23 protein-coding genes, 3 tRNA genes and 1 pseudogene are annotated in these 18,714 nt (G+C 67.2%); 17 read left to right on the top strand and 10 right to left on the bottom strand.

Annotated features, from left to right (window positions below):
• Positions 1-35 precede the first annotated feature (35 nt).
• The 3 genes from G6N18_RS11965 to G6N18_RS11955 are packed head-to-tail and all read left to right on the top strand — an operon-like array spanning position 36 to position 1,961.
• Positions 36-503: an LppP/LprE family lipoprotein gene (locus tag G6N18_RS11965; RefSeq protein ID WP_234783659.1), complete on the top strand. Its 468-nt coding sequence runs from the start codon at positions 36-38 to the stop codon at positions 501-503.
• 12 nt (positions 504-515) lie between these two features.
• A complete protein-coding gene (locus G6N18_RS11960) occupies positions 516-1,124 on the top strand; it encodes an HD domain-containing protein (protein WP_083005327.1) in 609 nt (202 codons plus the stop codon).
• Positions 1,125-1,127: 3 nt separating this feature from the next.
• Positions 1,128-1,961, top strand: coding sequence for a sulfurtransferase (locus G6N18_RS11955; protein ID WP_083005331.1), 834 nt, complete (start codon positions 1,128-1,130; stop codon positions 1,959-1,961).
• A 73-nt stretch (positions 1,962-2,034) separates the two neighbouring features.
• Here the strand turns inward: G6N18_RS11955 and G6N18_RS11950 are convergent, their stop codons facing one another.
• A complete protein-coding gene (locus tag G6N18_RS11950) occupies positions 2,035-2,277 on the bottom strand; it encodes a hypothetical protein (RefSeq protein WP_083005334.1) in 243 nt (80 codons plus the stop codon).
• A 189-nt stretch (positions 2,278-2,466) separates the two neighbouring features.
• Between G6N18_RS11950 and G6N18_RS11945 the strand changes: the two genes are divergently transcribed.
• Positions 2,467-3,372 (top strand): haloalkane dehalogenase, encoded by a 906-nt coding sequence (locus tag G6N18_RS11945; protein WP_083005338.1) that lies wholly within the window; start codon positions 2,467-2,469, stop codon positions 3,370-3,372.
• Here the strand turns inward: G6N18_RS11945 and G6N18_RS11940 are convergent.
• Positions 3,369-4,070 (bottom strand): DUF3060 domain-containing protein, encoded by a 702-nt coding sequence (locus G6N18_RS11940; RefSeq protein ID WP_179962399.1) that lies wholly within the window; start codon positions 4,068-4,070, stop codon positions 3,369-3,371. The genes G6N18_RS11945 and G6N18_RS11940 overlap by 4 nt on opposite strands.
• 57 nt (positions 4,071-4,127) lie before the next feature.
• Here G6N18_RS11940 and G6N18_RS11935 point away from each other — a divergent pair, with 57 nt between their 5' ends.
• The gene (locus G6N18_RS11935) at positions 4,128-4,505 is read left to right on the top strand and encodes a VOC family protein (RefSeq protein WP_083005341.1); all 378 of its coding nucleotides are present in this window, start codon (positions 4,128-4,130) and stop codon (positions 4,503-4,505) included.
• Between the two features lie 85 nt (positions 4,506-4,590).
• Positions 4,591-5,721, top strand: a complete 1,131-nt coding sequence (locus G6N18_RS11930; protein ID WP_083005345.1) for an NAD(P)/FAD-dependent oxidoreductase — start codon at positions 4,591-4,593, stop codon at positions 5,719-5,721.
• On the opposite strand, the gene G6N18_RS11925 is transcribed toward G6N18_RS11930, so the two are convergent.
• The 8 genes and pseudogenes from G6N18_RS11925 to G6N18_RS11890 form a co-directional block, all read right to left on the bottom strand.
• Complete coding sequence (locus tag G6N18_RS11925; RefSeq protein WP_083005350.1) at positions 5,713-7,308, bottom strand: HD domain-containing phosphohydrolase; 1,596 nt, start codon at positions 7,306-7,308, stop codon at positions 5,713-5,715. The two genes, G6N18_RS11930 and G6N18_RS11925, sit on opposite strands and share 9 nt — an antisense overlap.
• Before the next feature lie 7 nt (positions 7,309-7,315).
• A complete protein-coding gene (locus tag G6N18_RS11920; protein ID WP_407663571.1) occupies positions 7,316-8,056 on the bottom strand; it encodes a hypothetical protein in 741 nt (246 codons plus the stop codon).
• A gap of 53 nt (positions 8,057-8,109) precedes the next feature.
• Positions 8,110-9,452: pseudogene (locus tag G6N18_RS11915) on the bottom strand (ISL3 family transposase).
• A gap of 176 nt (positions 9,453-9,628) precedes the next feature.
• Positions 9,629-10,330 carry a crotonase/enoyl-CoA hydratase family protein gene (locus G6N18_RS11910; protein ID WP_083001106.1) on the bottom strand — a complete coding sequence of 234 codons (702 nt, stop codon included), beginning with the start codon at positions 10,328-10,330 and terminating at the stop codon, positions 9,629-9,631.
• A 68-nt stretch (positions 10,331-10,398) separates the two neighbouring features.
• Entirely contained in the window at positions 10,399-11,217 is an 819-nt protein-coding gene (locus tag G6N18_RS11905) for a DUF8453 domain-containing protein (protein WP_083001148.1), read from the bottom strand.
• A 63-nt stretch (positions 11,218-11,280) separates the two neighbouring features.
• Positions 11,281-11,970, bottom strand: coding sequence for a glycoside hydrolase family 25 domain-containing protein (locus G6N18_RS11900; RefSeq protein WP_083001104.1), 690 nt, complete (start codon positions 11,968-11,970; stop codon positions 11,281-11,283).
• Between the two features lie 7 nt (positions 11,971-11,977).
• Positions 11,978-12,691, bottom strand: a complete 714-nt coding sequence (locus tag G6N18_RS11895; RefSeq protein ID WP_083001102.1) for an MBL fold metallo-hydrolase — start codon at positions 12,689-12,691, stop codon at positions 11,978-11,980.
• Between the two features lie 21 nt (positions 12,692-12,712).
• Entirely contained in the window at positions 12,713-13,579 is an 867-nt protein-coding gene (locus G6N18_RS11890; protein WP_083001100.1) for an NYN domain-containing protein, read from the bottom strand.
• Positions 13,580-13,761: 182 nt separating this feature from the next.
• On the opposite strand from G6N18_RS11890, the gene G6N18_RS11885 reads away from it, so the two are divergent.
• From G6N18_RS11885 to rplA, 11 genes are all read left to right on the top strand, one after another.
• Positions 13,762-13,834 (top strand) — tRNA-Thr (locus G6N18_RS11885).
• A gap of 60 nt (positions 13,835-13,894) precedes the next feature.
• Positions 13,895-13,968: transfer RNA gene (locus G6N18_RS11880), tRNA-Met, on the top strand.
• Positions 13,969-14,004: 36 nt separating this feature from the next.
• Positions 14,005-14,172 carry a 50S ribosomal protein L33 gene (rpmG, locus tag G6N18_RS11875; RefSeq protein WP_059101288.1) on the top strand — a complete coding sequence of 56 codons (168 nt, stop codon included), beginning with the start codon at positions 14,005-14,007 and terminating at the stop codon, positions 14,170-14,172.
• A gap of 53 nt (positions 14,173-14,225) precedes the next feature.
• The gene (hadA, locus tag G6N18_RS11870) at positions 14,226-14,702 is read left to right on the top strand and encodes a (3R)-hydroxyacyl-ACP dehydratase subunit HadA (RefSeq protein WP_083001098.1); all 477 of its coding nucleotides are present in this window, start codon (positions 14,226-14,228) and stop codon (positions 14,700-14,702) included.
• Entirely contained in the window at positions 14,689-15,117 is a 429-nt protein-coding gene (gene hadB / locus G6N18_RS11865) for a (3R)-hydroxyacyl-ACP dehydratase subunit HadB (RefSeq protein ID WP_067223338.1), read from the top strand. Before hadA ends, hadB begins: the two co-directional genes overlap by 14 nt.
• A gap of 2 nt (positions 15,118-15,119) precedes the next feature.
• Positions 15,120-15,707 carry a (3R)-hydroxyacyl-ACP dehydratase subunit HadC gene (gene hadC / locus G6N18_RS11860; RefSeq protein WP_067223339.1) on the top strand — a complete coding sequence of 196 codons (588 nt, stop codon included), beginning with the start codon at positions 15,120-15,122 and terminating at the stop codon, positions 15,705-15,707.
• 141 nt (positions 15,708-15,848) lie between these two features.
• A tRNA-Trp gene (locus tag G6N18_RS11855) sits at positions 15,849-15,921 on the top strand.
• A 79-nt stretch (positions 15,922-16,000) separates the two neighbouring features.
• Entirely contained in the window at positions 16,001-16,441 is a 441-nt protein-coding gene (secE, locus tag G6N18_RS11850; protein WP_083001096.1) for a preprotein translocase subunit SecE, read from the top strand.
• Between the two features lie 42 nt (positions 16,442-16,483).
• Positions 16,484-17,326: a transcription termination/antitermination protein NusG gene (nusG, locus tag G6N18_RS11845; protein WP_083001093.1), complete on the top strand. Its 843-nt coding sequence runs from the start codon at positions 16,484-16,486 to the stop codon at positions 17,324-17,326.
• 84 nt (positions 17,327-17,410) lie between these two features.
• A complete protein-coding gene (gene rplK / locus G6N18_RS11840; RefSeq protein WP_059101294.1) occupies positions 17,411-17,839 on the top strand; it encodes a 50S ribosomal protein L11 in 429 nt (142 codons plus the stop codon).
• Between the two features lie 99 nt (positions 17,840-17,938).
• Positions 17,939-18,646: a 50S ribosomal protein L1 gene (gene rplA / locus G6N18_RS11835; RefSeq protein WP_083001090.1), complete on the top strand. Its 708-nt coding sequence runs from the start codon at positions 17,939-17,941 to the stop codon at positions 18,644-18,646.
• Positions 18,647-18,714 lie beyond the last annotated feature (68 nt).

Below are 18,714 nucleotides of genomic sequence, written 5' to 3'. Positions count from 1 at the left end.
GCGGGCCAGGGAAATCGATACCGATGATTCGATGGATGGCCGCGACGATGGCCGCCGCCGCGGCCTGCTTGTCGTTGATCGCGATCCCGACCGCCGCCGCGCAGCCGTCGTGCGGACCGGACCAGGCCGACGCGTTGCGGCTCGCGCTCGCGCGGCTGCCGTTCGAGCCGCTCACCGGCGCCAAGTGGGACAGCACGCCCGTCGACAGCAATTACGACCCGTGCGCGGAGCTGTCGACGATCCTGGTGACGACAGAGCGCGGCACCGGCAGCTCGCCCGTGCAGGCGCTGCTGTTCCACCGCGGCCAGTACGTCGGGACCGGGACTTCGAAGGCGTACGGCTTCACGTCGCTGGACGCCGGGGCCAGCACCGGCGACACCGTCGTGCTCAACTACAAGATCCCGGGCGAGTGCACCGCCTGTGCGCCCACGGCAATCCGCAGCGCGCGGTATCGATGGAACGGCGACCGGACCGTGATGCTCGATCCGCCGCCCGATCAGTAAGGGGGAACGAAGGTGAGCGAAACGACGTCGCCCCGCTTGGGCCCGAAGTTCAATGAGGCGCTCGGATTCGCCGCCGAACTGCACCGCACCCAGACCCGCAAGGCCAGCGACGTGCCGTACATCGGTCACCTGCTGTCGGTCGCGGGACTGGTGATCGAGGCCGACGGCACCGAGACCGAGGCCATCGCCGCGCTGCTGCACGACGCCGCCGAGGACCAGGGCGGCGACGCGACGCTCGCCCGGATCGAGGAGCGTTTCGGCCCCGACGTCGCGGCGATCGTCGAGGAGTGCAGCGACACCGTCGTGACGCCGAAACCGCCGTGGCGCGAACGCAAACAGAACTACATCGCGCACCTGGACAAGGCCTCCGACAGCGCGATTCGCGTGTCGATGGCCGACAAGCTGGACAACGCGAGGGCCATCCTGCGCGACCTGCGCCGGTATGGCCCGAAGGTGTGGCAGCGCTTCAACACCGACGATCCGCATGAACATCTGTGGTACTACCGCTCGCTGCTGGAGGTGTACCGGCGCCGAAGCGACAGCTGGCTGGTCGACGAACTGTCCCGCGTCGTCGAGACATTGGCCGAGGAGATCGGCCCGCCCGTCGCCGCTACCGTCTGAGGTATGAGCGCGCGCGACGCGGTGTTGATCACCGCCGGGGAGTTGGCGGGGCGACTCGCTGCGCTGCAGCCGGTGACGCTGCTGGACGTGCGCTGGCAACTCGCCGAGCCGGACGGCCGTGCCGCCTACAAACGGGGGCACCTGCCCGGGGCGGTGTATGTCTCGCTGGAGGACGAGCTCAGCGATCACACCATCGAAGGCCGCGGGCGCCATCCGCTGCCGTCGGGCACGGCGCTTCAAGATGCGGCCCGGCGGTGGGGCGTGCGGGCCGAAGTTCCGGTGGTGGCCTACGACGACTGGAACCGCGCCGGATCTGCGCGCGCCTGGTGGGTGCTGACCGCGGCGGGTATCGACGACGTCCGCATCCTCGACGGCGGGCTCGAGGCGTGGACGGCCGCAGGGGGCTCGTTGGAAACCGGCGCCGTCGCACCCGAACCCGGCGACGTGACCGTCGCACACGACGATCTGTACGCCGGTGCCCGCCGGACGGTCACCGCCGACGCGGTGCTCACTTCGGGTGTACTGCTGGACGCGCGGGCGGCCGAACGGTTCCGCGGCGACGTCGAACCGGTCGACCCGGTCGCCGGGCACATCCCGGGCGCGGTCAACGTGCCGAGCACCAGCCTGCTGGCCGACGACGGCACACTGCGAACCGATGACGATCTGGTCGAGGGTCTGCGGGACAGCGACGTGGCGGTCTACTGCGGATCGGGCGTCACTGCGGCGGTGACCATCGCGGGCCTCGCCGCGGCGGGGGTAGACGCGGCGCTGTTTCCGGGTTCCTGGTCGGAGTGGTGTTCGGATCCGTCGCGTCCCGTGGCGCGCGGACCCGAATAGTCCCGCAGACAAGGCGAGGCCCTCCCGGGTACGCCGCCCGGGAGGGCCCCTTGTGGAGGAAAGCCAGTGGTGCTCAGTGCTGGTAGTACGGCTGGACCCGCTGCAGATGGGGGAGGCCGTGGTTGTGGCGGGCCCCGGGCGTCGGCTGCGCGAATGTGTTCGGCGTCGCGACGATGCCCGGCCGCGGCGTGTTGTCCGGCGTGTAGGTGCCGGCGCTGGCAGTGCCGGCCATCCCGAGGGCCCCGGCGAGGATTGCGGCCGAGACGATCGGCAGGGCGAAGAAGCGGGCGATCCGGCGGGTGGTGTTGGTGGTCATTTCGTTCTCCTCGTTGAGTTTTCTTCGTTCTGTGCCGGTGTGTTCCGGCGATGACTCAACGGTGCTGCACCGCGGCGGCGATGTATGTCGGCCGACCGGAGGGTGAACCGGATGAATCGCATGTCCACCGATCGGGGGAAGCGGCGACTCCGTTCGTTCTAGGCTGCAAACGGCGGACAGGAGCACACCATGGACGTTCTGCGCACGCCCGACGATCGCTTCGACAACCTCGCGGGCTATCCGTTCGCGCCGCACTACGTCGACGTCACCGCGGGCGATACCGGGCCGCTGCGCATGCACTACGTCGACGAGGGTCCGCGTGACGGGCCACCCGTCGTCCTGCTGCACGGCGAGCCGACGTGGAGTTACCTGTACCGCAACATGATTCCGCCACTGGCCGCCGGTGGTTGTCGGGTGCTCGCACCCGATCTGATCGGCTTCGGGCGCTCCGACAAGCCCAGCCGCATCGAGGATTACACCTATCTACGCCACGTCGAGTGGGTGACGTCGTGGTTTGAGGCGCTCGAGTTGAGCGACACGACGATCTTTGTGCAGGACTGGGGCTCGTTGATCGGGCTGCGCATCGCCGCCGAACAGGCTGGGCGCGTAGGGCGCATCGTCGTGGCCAACGGCTTCCTGCCCGCCGGGCAGACGTCGGCGAACCTGCCGTTCCGCCTCTGGCGGGCTTTCGCGCGTTATACGCCGGTGTTGCCGGCCGGACGCATCGTCGCGTTCGGCACCGTCACCGACGTGCCGGCGCGGGTTCGAGCCGGATACGATGCGCCGTTCCCCGGCAAGCGTTTTCAGGCAGGCGCACGGGCGTTTCCCGCGCTGGTGCCGACGTCGCCCGACGATCCGGCGCTGCCGGCCAACCGCGCCGCGTGGGAAGCTTTGGGCCGCTGGGAGAAACCGTTCCTGTGCGTCTTCGGCGCGAAGGACCCGATCCTCGGCCGCGCCGACCGTCCGCTCATCGAGCACGTGCCCGGCGCCGCCGGTCAACCGCATGCCCGCATCAACGGAAGCCACTTCGTGCAGGAGGACTGCGGCCCGGAGTTGGCCGAGCGCATCCTGCAGTGGCGCACAGTGGCGCACTAACGCCGCGTGACGCTGTTCCTCGAGGTGGCGTCGATCTCCGGATCGCCCGAGTGGTAGATCACCTGGTTGTCGAACCCTGACGCGTCGATACTGTCCGCGCTGTCGAGAAACACCTGGTTGTCGACGCCGGAGACGGTGACGCTCTGGCAGTGGCCGAGCAGCGTCACGGTGTTGTCGACGCCGCTGATGCTGATGTTGCTCCCGTTGCACTCGATGGTTTCGGTCTTCTCGACGCCGGAGACGCTGTACTGCCCACCGGCCGGCGCGACGGCCACCTCCGGCGGCTGGTCGCGGGGAACCTGAATCGGCGCGTCGCGGGGGCCGCCATAATCTTCCGTGTCGGAGAACCCGGGCCCGGTCCTGATCCGATCGGGCGTCGACGACATCGACCAGACGAACACGCCGATTCCGGCGACGATGAGCACCATGACCACGCCGATCAGCCCGAAGATCAGCCCGTACGGCGCACCACTGCGCGTCGGCCCCGGCGGGAAGGAGACGCCGAACGGCGGTGCGCTGTAGGGCGACTGCTGCTGATAGGTCGGTGGGTACGGCGGACCGTAGACCGGTGGTGGTAATTCCGACGTCGGGTAGTCGTTCCCGGTCGACTGCGAAGTGCCCAGTTCGACTGCGCCGTAGTCGGCTAGCGGTTGCTCCAGCTGCCTGATCCTGGCCTCCGGGTCGTCCTCGGGTTTCATGCGCAGATGGTGCCACACGGCCGTTTGCACCGCCTGAATAACGGCAACCCGGCCATCATGCTTGGAAGGCTGCGATCGACGGTCATCGACTGCCGGGATCCGATGGCTTTGGCCACCTTCTACGCGGGCGTGCTCGGCGGAGAGGTTCACAAGGATCACAAGGATGACGACACCTGGGTCGTGCTCACCGACCCACAGGGCCGACGGTTGGCGTTTCAGTACTCACCGGAGCATGAGCCGCCGCGTTTTCCGGACCCGCGGGGATCGCAGCAGTTCCACCTCGACATCCAAGTCGACGATCCCGACGCCGCAGAACGCGAGGTGCTCGGCCTCGGCGCGACGCGCGTGTCCGACGCCACGGAGGACGCGAAGTTCCGGGTGTTCCGCGACCCCGCCGGACACACGTTCTGCCTCGTCTGGGGCATCGACGACTAGCAGCGCCTAGCACCGACCAGCCGATAACTGTGACGGATCCCTGACACCACGGTTATCCGGGCGCCGAAGTTGGTACTCAGGAAGAGTGGTCGCAGCAGGTTTCATCGCCATCGGCAGCGGTCCGGCCGGGTTGAGTGCTGCGGAGACGTTCCGCAGCAAGCACCCCGACATTCCGGTGCGCATACTGACCACCGACCCCGCGCTGCCGTACGCCAAGCCACCGCTGAGCAAGGACTTCCTCTGTGGCCGTGACACGAAACTCGCCCTGCACAGCGAGCGCTGGTTCGAGCACAACGCCGTCGACCTGATCCGCGGCATCACCGTCGACTCCATCGACTTGGACCGCCAGCAGGTGGTGACCGCGGGCGGTCAGCGTTATCCCTACTGGCATCTGGTGTTGGCCTCCGGATCCGCCGCGGTGCGGCCCGCGATTCCCGGCGTCGAGTCGGCGCTGACGCTGCGGTCGTTCGCCGACGCGGTCGCGCTGAAGATGGCCGCCCGGTACGCCGACTGCGCCGTGGTCATCGGCGGCGGATTGATCGGCTGCGAGGCGGCGTCCTGCCTTGCCGCGGTCGGTGTCGCGACGATGGTCGTCGCCGCCGAACGCGTTCCTCTGCAGCGCCGCTTCGGGCTCGAGGCCGGCGAACGCGTCGCGAAACTCCTGTCGGACAACGGTGTACGGTTCGCCGGCGAGACCACGGTGTCCGAGATCGAGGACACCCGCGTGGTGCTCGACAGCGGTGAGACCGTCGATGCCGACCTCGTCGTCTGTGCAACGGGTGTTCGGCCCGACATCCGTCTCGCTGAAGCCGCCGGTCTCGACACCCTCGACGGACGCATCGTCGTCGATGAGCACATGCACACCTCGGCGCGCAACGTCTACGCCGCAGGCGACGTCGCGTTGGCGCACAACGTCACCGCCGGTCGTCGCGTACCCGCCGAACATTGGCGTGACGCCGCGCATCAGGGTTATGTCGCCGGTCTGACGGCCGCCGGGTTTCCGGCCGCCTGGGACACCGTTCCCGGGTTCGCCTGCACCATCGGCACTTCGGTGCTCAAGTACCGCGGCTGGGGCGTCGACTACGACACCGCCCGGTTCGTCGACCACCACACCGGGTTCACGGTCTGGTACGAGTCGGGCGGCGACGTCGTTGGCGCGCTTACGCTGGACGCCGACGACGACTACCGCCGCGCCGTCGCGTTGCTGTCACGTTGACTCGCGACTGGCGGCCAGCCCGTGCTCCAGCGCGTACATGCTCGCCCCGATGCGGTTCGAGACACCGATTTTGGCGTACACGTGTTCCACGTGGTTGCGCACCGTCTTCTCGCTGAGCACCAGCTCGGCGGCGATGCCCTTGTTGCTTGTGCCCTGCGCGACGAGCCGCAAGACTTCCACCTCGCGGGCGGTGAGCCCGTCCGGTCTCGCGTGCCGCCGACCCGACGCGTGCCCTGACGCCTGCAGCACCGCATCGGCGGCGGTCGAGTCCAACTGCCCTTTGGACACTCGTTCCCGCAGGCGTCGCGCTGCGCCCGCCGGACCGAGCGCCTCGCGGTACGGCCGGGGCTCCAGCGCGCTCTGATAACTCACCGCACAGGCCAACACCCGGTCGGGCATCGTCAACTGCCGTGCGGCCACGCCACGCGGATACCCTGAGCCGTCTAGAGATTCGTGATGGTTGGCTGCGACCGCCGCGACCTCGGCCAGGGCCGGCACCTGCGACAGAATGCGCTCGGTGAGGTAGGGGTGCAGCCGCATCCGCTCGAATTCGGCCATGCTCAACGCGCCTGACTTCGACCAGACCTGGTTCGACACGCCGATGCGGCCAAGATCGTGCACGTATCCGGCGCGCCGTGTCGTCGCCACCGCAGCCGCCTCGAGCCCGAGCGCCTCGGCGGCCGACGCGGCCAGTTCCGCCACCGCCCGTGAATGTCCCAGTGTGAACGGGCATTTGAGGTCGACGAAGTCGCCGAGTGCGACCAACAGCGCGTCGAGCGACTGCTCGTCGAGTCGAGTGCCGCGGTCCGGCGCATACTGCAGCGCCGTGGCCCACACGTCTCCGGTCGACGGGACAGCCAGCACTCCCGCCGGGTCGGCGACGAACGCGTCGACGATCGCGGGATCGAATTGGCCGCCGCACCTGCTGCGGGCCATTGCGACTGCACCGTCGGTGCCGTACTCACGCTGGTGCACCTCGACCATGTCGGCGACCTGCGCCACCCGCATCTCGACCGGTATCGCGTCGCCCGACGCGCCGCTCGGCAGTCCGCCGCCGTCGAACCGTTCGAAGGTGTAGCGCAGCGCGTATTGCACGTCGGCGTCCAGACCGATGTGCTCGGCGAGCAGGCCGGCCGAAGTGCAGTGAGAGTGGATCAGCTGCGAGATGTGCCCTCGCGCATTGGCATACAGCGTCGCGGCGGTCCTCAACCGGGTCAGCAGCGACTCGCCGCGGCCGAGGTTGGTCAGCAGGAAGCGTTGGTACGGCAGGCCGGACCAGTCGACGAGATACGAGCTTCGCCGTACCGCGATGTCGTCGCCGAACCAGCGGGCGTATTCGTGGGAGTCGGCATGGCAGCCGATCCACATGATCAACGTCGCGTAGTAGATGCAATCACGCTGGCGCTCAGAAAGGTTCAGCCGATCGGCCAGCCGCATCGCGATCAGCGCGGCCCGCAGCATGTGCTCGGCGGGCTGTCCCAATCCGAGGTCGACCGCGACCGACAGCGCCGCGAGCACTTCTGCCCGCGTCGGAAGCTCGTGCGGGGTGCGACGGCCTGCCACAGCCTGATTGTGCACCGTCTTCACGCTCGGTTCAGTGGGATAGGTGAAGACGGTCGCGGTGCCGCTCGACGTCGAATGCCTCGAACCGGCCCTGTGCGACCACGCAGATGCCCTGCTGCGGCAATTGGAAGTCCGCCAGGTTGCCTTGCACCGGATGCGGGCCCACTGGCCCGAGGTCGACGCCGTGCATGACGGCCGACGAGTCCGCGACCGCCCACACCTGCTTCGGCGCGATGCGGAACTCCTGGCCGTTGGGCAGGGTGCCGGTCAGTCGCACCTTGCCGATGCCGAGCACGGGTCCGACGAGGCGACTCATCAGGCGCAGCGTTTCGCGGTTGTCTGCGGCCGCGGCGGGCAGCCGTGACCCGACGGCGCTCATCAGACGCGTCGCCGCGGTGGCTTCGATGTCGACGCGCCAATCCAGTACTCCGGCAATCGAAATCGCCAGCGACCACGGGGTGAGCCAGTGTGCGTCGATGCCGCAGACGACGGGGTCGACAGTCGTCGCCGAGCTGAAGTACCGCGAGCAACTCTGCGGTCCGGGTGTGGTCGCGTAGAAGGTCCACACGCCGTCGGGCGTCCGATGCCACACCGACTTGTAGGCGGGGGAGAACGACGTTGCGGGGAAGTCGCGATAGGCGAGGTAGTGGCCGTTGGCGAAGGGCAGGCCCATGACGCCGAAGCCGACGACCCGCTCGTCGTCGCCGTCGGGCAGGGGCATGGTCTTGGTGGCGGCCGCTGCGGCCTGGGGTGTGGTGGTCATGACGGTCATCGTGTGTCGACGAGCCGACCGCCCACATGGGGCAAACGCCCCAAAAACCGGCTCTACTGACTGATCCGTGGGTGGTTGATGCGTCCTGGTAGCGCGGGGCGGTGGCCGCCGAGGGCGAGCATGGCCAGGGCGATGAGTGCGTCTGGGGAGCGAAATCCGAACGCGATGCGGGTCAGGAGTCGGATCTTGGTGTTGGTGGATTCGATCAGTCCTTGGGAGAGGCCGTGATCGAGCGTGGCGTCGATGGCCACCCGGTGGCGCACGATGCGGCCGGCGAGCTCGACGAACACCGGGATGCGGCAACGCCGCGCCCAGGAGGTCCACTTGTCCAGGGCCTGTTTGCCTTCCTCGCCTTTGACCGAGAACACATGCCGTAAGCCCTCTTTGAGCAGATAGGCGCGATAGAGGCGGGTGTCGGTCTTGGCGATCCAGGCCAGTTTGGCGTTCTGGCGTTCGGTGAGGTCTTCGGGGTTCTTCCACAACGCGTAGCGGGCCCCCTTGAGCTTGCGGGCGTGCTCACGGCCCGGCCGCGGCGCGGTGTCCTTACCGGGCCGACCCCGGCCCCACGTGGGCTCGGTGCGCGCCAGCGCTCGCGCGTCGTTCCAGGCCCGGCGCCGCTCGACGTCGAGTGCCTCGGTGGCCCAGGCCACCACATGGAACGGATCCGCACAACGGATCGCGGCCGGGCAGCGTTGGGCGACGACGTCGGCGATCCAGTCGGCGGCATCAGCGGAGACGTGGGTGATCTGTGCGCACCGCTGGGCGCCCAAGGCGTCGAAGAACCGCCGCAGCGTCTTGGTGTCGCGCCCGGGTGCGGCCCACACCAGCCGGCCGCTGTCGTGATCAACGACCACCGTCAAGTACTTGTGGTGGCGTTTGTAGGAGATCTCGTCGATGCCGATGCGGCGCAGTCCGCGAACCGGTCGAAGGTCTTCTCGGTGTCGGCCCAGACCCGGGCCACGATCGCGCCGACGGTGCGCCAGGCGACCCGCATCAACTCGCACACCGCGGTTTTCGAGCACGCCACCGCCAACCAGGCCACCGTGTCATCGAAGGCCAAAGTGTGTCCGGCGTGATGACGCGCCCACGGCACCGCCGCCACCGTCGGCCCGTGGGTGGGGCAGTTCACCCGCGGCGCCTCGGCCTCCAGCACCACCTGCACAGTGCCCCAATCCAGGCCCCGCCACCGGCGTCGACCCTCACCCCGGTCATACCAAGACGCCCTGCGGCCACAGCGGCCACAACGCCGTGAGACCCCGCTTCGTGGCCGCACCCGCGCCACCACCAGTGCGGCGCCCTCGGCGTCCTGGCCTTCGAATTCCTCGAACTCGACCGCCTCGATCACCGTGCGCTTGTCGACACCCAGCAGCCCACGCCATAACCTCACATTGCGCACGTCGTTGCCCGCTCCCTTGGTTCCTGACCCTTGACAAGCCAGAAACCTTAAGCGACAACGACGTGCGCCCCAGACATCTCAGAAATCAACCCACGGAAGTGTCAGGAGAGCCCAAAAACCTGGGATTTCGGTGTCGACGGTTGCGCTGAGCGCGACCAACTACACCGAAATCACCATTAGCCGAGGCTGAATTCCGTTGCCAGCCCGTCGATCCCGGCGCGGATCGCGGTAAGCGCGGACTCGCGGGCCTTCAACTTCGTTCCCACGTGCGCGCCGGTGTTCAGCGTCGTCACCGCCTCGGTCGCCACTTCCTGCGCCCGCGCGAGCACCCGATCGGCCTCGACGATCTCGTCGAGCCATCCGCCGTTGACGGCCTCCTCGCCGGCGAACGTCGACGCCAGCGCCGCGCCCCGCTGGAAGGCCGCGGGCGTCAACCGGAACCGCATGATCTCGAGCGCAGCGATCGGGATCGTCATGCCGATCGCCACCTCGATCGCCTGGCACCGGCTCTTCGGCTGGCCCACCCGGTGGTCGCCGGACAGCAGCAGGAACGAACCCATCGCAATCGCCGGCCCCGTCGCCGCCATGATCACCGGCGCCGGGAACGTCATGGCGCGCACCGCGAGTTCGAACCCGCCAGCCAGCATGCCGTGCGCCGCCTGCGCGTCGCCGGACTGGAACACCGTCAGGTCGAAACCGCCGCTGAACACCCGCCCGTTGCCCGCGAGCACGACCGCTTTCGCCGAGTCCTTCTCGGCGCGGTCGAGCGCCTCGTTGATCGCGGTCTGCATGGCCGGGCCCAGCACGTTGACCTTGCCGTCGTCGAGGGTGATCGTCGCGACCGAGTCTTTGAGTTCGTAGCCGACGAGGCTGGTCATCGATGCTCCTTCTGCATGCGGCAGCTGATCGCACCGATGTTACGAAACATGGCTGCGAATGCCGAGGTCTAGGCGATCCGGTGGCGCGCCGGGCGGTTGTTGAGCACCTGGGTGTGTGCCTCGTCGAAGTCCGCGTCGACGTCGTCCTGCTGACCGGTGACCGAGTCATTCCGGGTAGAAGGTCGCGGCGCGCCGCCTTCTGCGCGGTAGCGGTCACGCAGTTCGTTCGCGGCGTCCCTCACCCGGTTGATCTCGGTGCGGAGCACGTCTTCGCGGCTCTCGGCGGCCGCGTAGTGGTAGTACGTCAGCAGGTGGCGCAGCAGCTCGAGCTTCTGCTTCTCCTGGCGGGCCAGGTCGTGGGTGGTCAACAGCTCCAACCGTTCGACCGGATGCAGCGTCGACCAGTCCAGCACCGCGGTGGAGCGGAACCGATGGCGGGCACGCTTGCCCTTCTCCTGTCCCTGCCGGTCGGAATAGGTGACCGCCCCGTCGAACCGGGACGCGATGGCCTCGCCTACCTCGCGACGGTCCAGCGCCGAGTCCCAGACGATCCGCCACTCCTGGTTGGGCGCCAGATACGGAATCTCGGCGGGTAGGTTGAGCGGGACGATATCGACGTAGCGGTCGTCGTAGACGTTCTCGTACTTGGCCACAGTCGGCGGATGGGCGAAGTCGAATCGGATGTTGTAGGCCGGCGTTCGCCCGAAGTTCCTGACCACGAGCTCGACGAGGTGCCAGTCGTTGGCGGCCGGCTCCATGAACATCGCCACGTTGGGCTGCATCAGCTCTTCGCTTTGCCGCCGTACCCGTTGATAGTGCCGCCACGCGTAGATCAGCGCGGCGATGCCCACCACCACGGCGAGCCAGGCGGCAAGCGCCGTCCACATGCCGGCCGACAGGCCGAGCAGATTCCCATCCCCGTTCACGCACCGCTGTATACCACGCAGGAGTTAGCCATACATCATTTGCGTATTTGGCATTCGTGTCGATTTGCTGGACTCGCGCCGATCCGACCCGTCGGTGCCGGTGATGCCGCATGCGTCGGCGAATGCGTCCGGACTCAACCCGTCGGCGGAGTTCATGTCGCAGTGACCGAACGGCGGTGCGCCCTCCGGCAGGCCCCCGCCGTATCCGCTGCCGTCGGTGTATTGATGCGCCACTTTGCCCGGGTACGGCGGGTTGTGCCCGTACGCGGCGACCACCAGGCGGATGCCGGGCGGCTTGTGCGGCCACAGCGTGTTCAGGTCGGCGACGTTGCCGTAGCCGATCACCTTCGCCGTGCCGCCGACGAACTCGCCCACCGCGTCGTAGGCGGCGTTGATGCCCACCGATCGATTACCGCGGATCCGGCCGCCCCACGACTCGACGTCGAGCATCACCGCCATCCTCGGGTGCGGCGTGCCGACCTGCTCGCAGAACGTGTCCACGGCCTGGCGCCAATTCGGCCGCCACACGAAGTACGCGATGAAGAACGTCAGCCGGCCGTCGTCGGCGTTGCGGCGGCACCAGTCATAGTTGTTGTGCCACCGGCGATCTCGATATCTCCCGTCGTTGGAGCGGATGCACAGAACCGGATACGGATAGCTGTCGTCGACGCCGACCTGCCATTCCGACACGTCGGCGTAGAGCGTGTCCGGCACGCGACGGTCAACCGCCCATCAGCATTTGCCACTGATCGAGGTTGCTCGCCCGGTAGACGTAGTTGGTCTGGCGCACCTCCGACAGCGATGCGCTGGGCTCCACCGAATACCAGTGGCCGGGGAACACCGTCGGGTCGCCGGACAGCTTCGCGAGCGCCTGCAGGCTGCGGAACATGTCGTCGACGTCGCCGCCCGGGAAGTCGGTGCGCCCGCAGCCCTCCAGGAACAGGGTGTCGCCGGCGACGAGTCGTCCGTCGAGCAGAAAGCACTGGCTGCCCGGCGTGTGGCCGGGAGTGTGCAGCAGTTCGATGTCGATGTCGCCGACCTTGACCACGTCGCCGTGCTGGTGCTCGGTGAGTTCGCTGCGCGCGATCCCCGTGACTTTCGAAACCCAGTCCGCCTCAAGGCTGTTGACGTGCACCGGCACGCTGGTGCGCTCCAGCAGTTCGGCGAGGCCCTTGAGCTCGAAGCCCATCATCGACCCGCCGACGTGATCGGGGTGGTGGTGGCTGACCAGCACCCCGGACAGGCGCATCCCGTCGGCCTCGAGCGCGTCGACGAGATCGCCCGCCGCGTAGGCGGGGTCTACGACCACGGTGTCGCCGGTCTCGCGGTCGCCGATCAGGTAGGCGAAGTTACGCATCTGCTGCGCGATCATGTCGCCGGCCGCGAAGTCGCGACCGGACAACAACTGACGGAAGTAGAGCCGATCCGTTGCCATGGTCGTCAGCGTATCGACGGCTCAGGTCTCGGGTCGCAGCCGGACCATGCGGATGGTGCTGCTCTCGTCGAGCTCGACCAGGTCGGTGCGCGAGCGCAGGAAGTCGCTGAACGAGCGGAACCCCAGCGACTTCTCCGAGAACGACGGGTCCATCCGCTTCATCTGCGCCTTGACCGCGGAGTTGTGCAGCCAGTCCGAGTCGGAATCGTCCTTTCCTTGGGCGATCCGCAGGGCGCGTTCCAGCAGCGCCGTCGCGGCGGCCTGCGGGTCTGGGGGCTCGGGCTCCTGGTCGGCGTCGGCCTTGGTGCGGCGGCGCTTCGGCGCTTCGGTCTCCACTGCAGGCACGCCGGGCAGCGCGTCGTAGGAGACGTACTCGTCGCAGGCCGCGGTGAGCGAGCGGCTGATCGAGCCGGTGATGCCGATCCCGACGACGTAGCGGCCGAGGCGTTTGCACCGCTGCGCGAGCGGGATGTAGTCGGAGTCGCCGGCGACGATCACCACGTGCGTGAGGTCGGGCAACCGGAACATGTCCTCGACGGCGTCGACCGCGAGCCGGATGTCGGCGCCGTTCTTGTTGTATGCGGCGGCCGGGAACAGCTGCACCAGGTCGACCGCGCGGCCGACCAGCTGGTCGCGGTAGTCGGCGTTGACGTCGGCCGACCAGTCGGCATAGGCCTTGGTCAACACCAGCGTGCCGAACGACGAGGCGAAGTCGATGATCGCGCCGACGTCGACGGTCGCCTGCGACAACCGGCCCGGCTGCTTGTGGAAGCCGGCGGTCTTGTCGCGTTGGAAGGAGCTGCGTCCGTGGATCTGGTCGTAGCGGGAGATCACGATGTTGTCGAAGTCGAGGTACACCGCCACACGGTTCGCGCCGGGTTCGGTCACTGTTCCGTCCTATCACTTGGCGGCGCCGCGCCGCCGTCGATCGCGCTGCCCTTCGGACCACTGCCGGAGGGGATTACAGTCGGGGTAGCGATTGTGGTGATCAGCTATTTGGCGCGGCAATCGGCGAGACTGTACCCTCTTTAAGGCTCGCGCCACGATGCGCGGACCCGGAAAGTAAGCAGGCCCCCTTAGCTCAGTCGGCAGAGCGTTTCCATGGTAAGGAAAAGGTCAACGGTTCGATTCCGTTAGGGGGCTCGGTGGACGGATCGGCTCGGACGCCTGAAAACGCCCGGCATGCCGGCCCGTACCCATCGGGGCGGTGTAGCTCAGCTGGTTAGAGCGCACGACTCATAATCGTGAGGTCGGGGGATCGAGCCCCCCCACCGCTACAGACAACAAGAACGCGTAGACGAAGGACAACAGACGTGGCCTCCAGTACCGACGTACGGCCCAAGATCACTTTGGCGTGCGAGGTGTGCAAGCACCGTAACTACATCACCAAGAAGAACCGCCGCAACGACCCGGACCGGCTCGAGATCAAGAAGTTCTGCCCGAACTGCGGCAAACACCAGCCCCACAAGGAATCGCGCTAGAGCGCGACAACCCTGGGCGGCAACCCGGGGTTGACTAGGTAGGTTCACTAACTGTGTCGTTGTCCGAGCGGATTGTCGGGATGCACTACCGCTACCCCGACCATTACGTCGTGGGCCGCGAGAAGATTCGTGAGTACGCGGTCGCGGTCAAGAACGACGACCCGGCGTTTTTCAACGAGGAAGTGGCCGCCGAACTCGGTCACAAGGCACTGCCCGCGCCGCTGACGTTCACCAGTGTCCTCGGCTACATGGCGCAGACGTCGTTTTTCGAGCACGCCAACGTCGAGATCAAAGACGCGAAGATCGTGCAGGTCGATCAGGTGGTCAAGTACGTCGGTCCCATCTTCGCCGGCGACAAGCTGTACTGCGACGTGTACGTGGACTCTGTGCGGCAAGCGCACGGCACCGACATCGTCGTACTCAAGAACGTCGTCACCAATGAAGCCGGTGACGTCCTACAGGAGACATTCACGACCCTGGCGGGTCGGACGGGTGACGGAGAAGAGGGTTTTACAGATGCCACTGCGTGAGTTCGCTTCGGTGAAGAAGGGCGACGTGCTTCCCGAGAGGGTGATCCCGCTGACCCGGCAGGACCTCGTCAACTACGCCGGTGTCTCCGGCGACCTGAACCCGATCCACTGGGACGACGAGATCGCCAAGCAGGTCGGCCTGGACACCGCGATCGCGCACGGCATGCTGACCATGGGCCTGGGCGGCGGCTACGTGACCGAGTGGGTCGGCGACCCGGCGGCGGTCACCGAGTACAACGTCAGGTTCACCGCGGTCGTGCCCGTGCCCAACGACGGCGTCGGCGCCGAGATCGTCTTCAATGGGCGGGTGAAAGCCGTTGAGCCCGAGTCGAAGACGGTGACCATCGCACTGTCGGCCACCACCGGGGGGAAGAAGATCTTCGGCCGCGCCGTCGCGATTGCGAAGCTGGCGTAATCATGGCCCTCAAAATCGACATCCAGGGAATGGTCTGGAAGTACCCCGAGCCCTACGTCGTAGGTCACGAGCAGATCCGCCAGTACGCCAACGCCGTCAAGTCCTACGACGCGACGAGCCACAGCCTGGAGGCCGCGAAGGCCGCCGGCCACGATGCGCTGATCGCCCCGCCGACGTTCATGTCGATCTTCGCGGTGATGATCCAGCGGCACTTCTTCCAGCACAACGACGTCGGCTTCGAAACCCTGCAGATCATCCAGGTCGACCAGAAGTTCAAGTTCCACCGCCCGATCAAGGCCGGCGACGAGCTGACCGGCACGCTGTATGTGCTGACGGTCGACGAACGCTTCGGTGCCGACATCGTCACCACCCGCAACACGCTGGTCGACCAGCACGGCGAGCTGGTCATGGAGTCCTTCACCACGCTGATGGGCCACGAGGGCGACAACTCCATCTCCGCGGGGTGGGACCCCAAGACCGGGCAGGTGACGCGCAAGCCCGTCGTGCACGACGAGAGCGCGAACGGCGCCGGCAACGGTGAGGCCGCCGCCCAGGTCGACGAACCGGAGAGCATCCGGGCGGCGGATTAGTAACACGCACCGGTGGCGCGCTACACTCGGTCCTCGGGGTTTTCCCAGTCCAGCGCGCTTCCGTCGGGTTTCAATCGACCGATCGGGGAGCGCGCGAATTGTGTGAGCCCCGGAGCGGGTGGCGCTCGTGTGCCACCCTGAAGGGGCGTAGCTCAACTGGCAGAGCAGCGGTCTCCAAAACCGCAGGTTGCAGGTTCAAGTCCTGTCGCCCCTGCTCAACTGAATACTCGACAAGTGTGGACACTGGACAGTGACCCACAGAAGACCAGATGACCAGACAAGGGGAGCATGCGGTGAGCGACGAGCGCGATGGTGCCGGCTCCGCAGGCGATACCGGGCCCGACTCCGAGACCGGCCGCGGCGCGGTCGTGACCCGGCCGACCCGGCCCACGGGGAAGCGGTCGCGGCGAGCCGCGGTTGGCGAGGACGCCGGCGAGGCGGTCGACCTGTCGACGGGCACCAAGGCTTCCCCCACGAAGAACGGGTCGGGCACCGCGAAGAAGACCGCCAGGAAGCGCGCCGACCGACCTGGTAAGGGCGGGCGCAACCCGTTCGTTTTCGTCTGGACCTACCTGCAGCAGGTCGTCGCCGAACTGCGCAAGGTGATCTGGCCGAACCGCAAGCAGATGGTCAGCTACACCATCGTGGTGCTGGTGTTTCTGGTGTTCATGGTGGCTTTGATCGGCTTCGTTGACCTGGGTCTGGCCAAGCTCGTGACGTTGGTTTTCGGCTGATGGGCATGCGCGCGACGAATGAGAATTTGAGAGGACTGACTAGTGACTAGCTTCGAGGGCGATACGCCTTCGGCCGTTTCCGAGGCGATCGCCGAGTCGGCGGACCCGGCGACCGTGATCGCAGACGAGGCTGCTGAGCGTCTGGAAGACAGCACAGCCGCCGACGCCGTCGAGGACGCGGCGCCGGTAGCCGACGACACCACCGGTGAGGCCGAGGCCGCCGGTGAGGCTGAGGCCGCCGGTGAGGCTGAGGACGAGGAAGAGGACCCGGCCGTCGCGCTGAAGAAGGAGCTGCGCTCCAAGCCCGGCGACTGGTATGTCATCCACTCCTACGCCGGTTACGAGAACAAGGTGAAGGCCAACCTCGAGACCCGCGTGCAGAACCTCGACGTCGGTGACTACATCTTCCAGGTCGAGGTGCCGACCGAAGAGGTCACCGAGATCAAGAACGGCCAGCGCAAGCAGGTCAACCGCAAGGTGCTGCCGGGCTACATCCTGGTGCGCATGGAACTCAACGACGAGTCGTGGGGTGCGGTGCGCAATACGCCCGGTGTGACGGGCTTCGTCGGTGCGACGTCGCGGCCGTCGCCGCTGTCGCTGGATGACGTGGTGAAGTTCCTGCTGCCTCCGGCCGCGGCCAAGAAGCCCGGCAAGGCCGCCTCTACGTCCGGCGCTGCCGCCGCGGAGACCGGGATCGAACGCGCGCCGATCGAGGTCGACTTCGAGGTCGGCGAGTCGGTCACCGTCATGGACGGGCCCTTCGCGACGCTGCCCGCGTCGATCAGCGAGGTCAACGCCGAACAGCAAAAGCTCAAGGTGTTGGTGTCCATCTTCGGTCGCGAAACACCTGTCGAACTGACCTTCAACCAGGTCGCCAAGATCTAATTGCGATTTCGGTGTAGTTAGTCGCGGTGAGCGCGACCAAGTACGCCGAAGTCGCGGAGAAACGAGAGAGGAACACCAACACTCATGGCCCCGAAGAAGAAAGTCGTCGGGCTGATCAAGCTGCAGATCCAGGCCGGGCAGGCCAACCCCGCCCCGCCGGTCGGTCCGGCGCTCGGCCAGCACGGCGTCAACATCATGGAGTTCTGCAAGGCGTACAACGCCGCGACGGAGAACCAGCGCGGCAACGTCATCCCCGTGGAGATCACCGTCTACGAGGACCGCAGCTTCACCTTCAACCTCAAGACACCGCCCGCGGCCAAGCTGCTGCTCAAGGCCGCCGGTGTGCAGAAGGGCTCCGGCGAGCCGCACAAGACCAAGGTCGCGAAGGTGTCCTGGGATCAGGTGCGCGAGATCGCCGAGACCAAGAAAGAGGACCTGAACGCCAACGACATCGATCAGGCCGCCAAGATCATCGCCGGGACCGCCCGGTCGATGGGGATCACCGTCGAATAGTCCGACGGATCCCGTGGGAGAGCCAGCTTCGGCTCGGCGATGAGCGCTCGCGCGAAGAGCGTTCAGACCAGACCACAACTCAGCAACTAGGAGATACCAATGAGCAAGACCAGCAAGGCATATCGCGAAGCCGCCGAGAAGATCGACCGCACCCAGCTGTATTCGCCGCTGGAGGCCGTGAAGCTGGCCAAGGAGACGTCGTCGAAGAAGCAGGACGCGACCGTCGAGGTGGCGATCCGCGTCGGCGTCGACCCGCGCAAGGCCGACCAGATGGTGCGCGGCACCGTCAACCTGCCCAACGGCACCGGCAAGACCGCCCGCGTCGTCGTATTCGCGGTCGGTGACAAGGCCGAGGCCGCCGAAGCCGCGGGCGCCGACGCCGTCGGCAGCGACGACCTGATCGAGCGGATCCAGGGCGGCTGGCTGGACTTCGACGCCGCGATCGCGACGCCCGACCAGATGGCCAAGGTCGGCCGGATCGCGCGCATCCTGGGCCCGCGTGGCCTGATGCCGAACCCGAAGACCGGCACCGTGACGCCGGACGTCGCCAAGGCCGTGGCCGACATCAAGGGCGGCAAGATCAACTTCCGCGTCGACAAGCAGGCCAACCTGCACTTCGTGATCGGCAAGGCGTCATTCGACGAGAAGGCGCTCGCAGAGAACTACGGCGCCGCGATCGACGAGATCCTGCGGGCCAAGCCGTCGTCGTCCAAGGGTCGCTACCTCAAGAAGATCGTGATCTCGACGACCACCGGCCCGGGCATCCCGGTCGATCCGTCGGTCACGCGCAACTTCGCCGACGCCTGATTCCAAACGACGCCGCGACTTTGCGGCGGACCTCTCGGGCAGCACGGGCGCATCCGTGCGGCGGTGCA

It is taken from the genome of Mycolicibacterium celeriflavum (assembly GCF_010731795.1).
Lineage (GTDB): Bacteria > Actinomycetota > Actinomycetes > Mycobacteriales > Mycobacteriaceae > Mycobacterium > Mycobacterium celeriflavum.
Note: the sequence above shows the minus strand (reverse complement) of the source record. Positions and strands in the feature narration are given on the sequence as shown.

Coding starts and splice junctions, on each gene's coding strand:
- G6N18_RS11965 (WP_234783659.1), top strand. CDS start 36: ATGGCCGCGACGATGGCCGCCGCCGCGGCCTGCTTGTCGTTGATCGCG.
- G6N18_RS11955 (WP_083005331.1), top strand. CDS start 1,128: ATGAGCGCGCGCGACGCGGTGTTGATCACCGCCGGGGAGTTGGCGGGG.
- G6N18_RS11950 (WP_083005334.1), bottom strand. CDS start 2,277: ATGACCACCAACACCACCCGCCGGATCGCCCGCTTCTTCGCCCTGCCG.
- G6N18_RS11945 (WP_083005338.1), top strand. CDS start 2,467: ATGGACGTTCTGCGCACGCCCGACGATCGCTTCGACAACCTCGCGGGC.
- G6N18_RS11940 (WP_179962399.1), bottom strand. CDS start 4,070: ATGAAACCCGAGGACGACCCGGAGGCCAGGATCAGGCAGCTGGAGCAA.
- G6N18_RS11935 (WP_083005341.1), top strand. CDS start 4,128: ATGCTTGGAAGGCTGCGATCGACGGTCATCGACTGCCGGGATCCGATG.
- G6N18_RS11920 (WP_407663571.1), bottom strand. CDS start 8,056: ATGACCGTCATGACCACCACACCCCAGGCCGCAGCGGCCGCCACCAAG.
- G6N18_RS11910 (WP_083001106.1), bottom strand. CDS start 10,330: ATGACCAGCCTCGTCGGCTACGAACTCAAAGACTCGGTCGCGACGATC.
- G6N18_RS11905 (WP_083001148.1), bottom strand. CDS start 11,217: ATGTGGACGGCGCTTGCCGCCTGGCTCGCCGTGGTGGTGGGCATCGCC.
- G6N18_RS11895 (WP_083001102.1), bottom strand. CDS start 12,691: ATGGCAACGGATCGGCTCTACTTCCGTCAGTTGTTGTCCGGTCGCGAC.
- hadB (WP_067223338.1), top strand. CDS start 14,689: ATGCCACTGCGTGAGTTCGCTTCGGTGAAGAAGGGCGACGTGCTTCCC.
- hadC (WP_067223339.1), top strand. CDS start 15,120: ATGGCCCTCAAAATCGACATCCAGGGAATGGTCTGGAAGTACCCCGAG.
- rplK (WP_059101294.1), top strand. CDS start 17,411: ATGGCCCCGAAGAAGAAAGTCGTCGGGCTGATCAAGCTGCAGATCCAG.
- rplA (WP_083001090.1), top strand. CDS start 17,939: ATGAGCAAGACCAGCAAGGCATATCGCGAAGCCGCCGAGAAGATCGAC.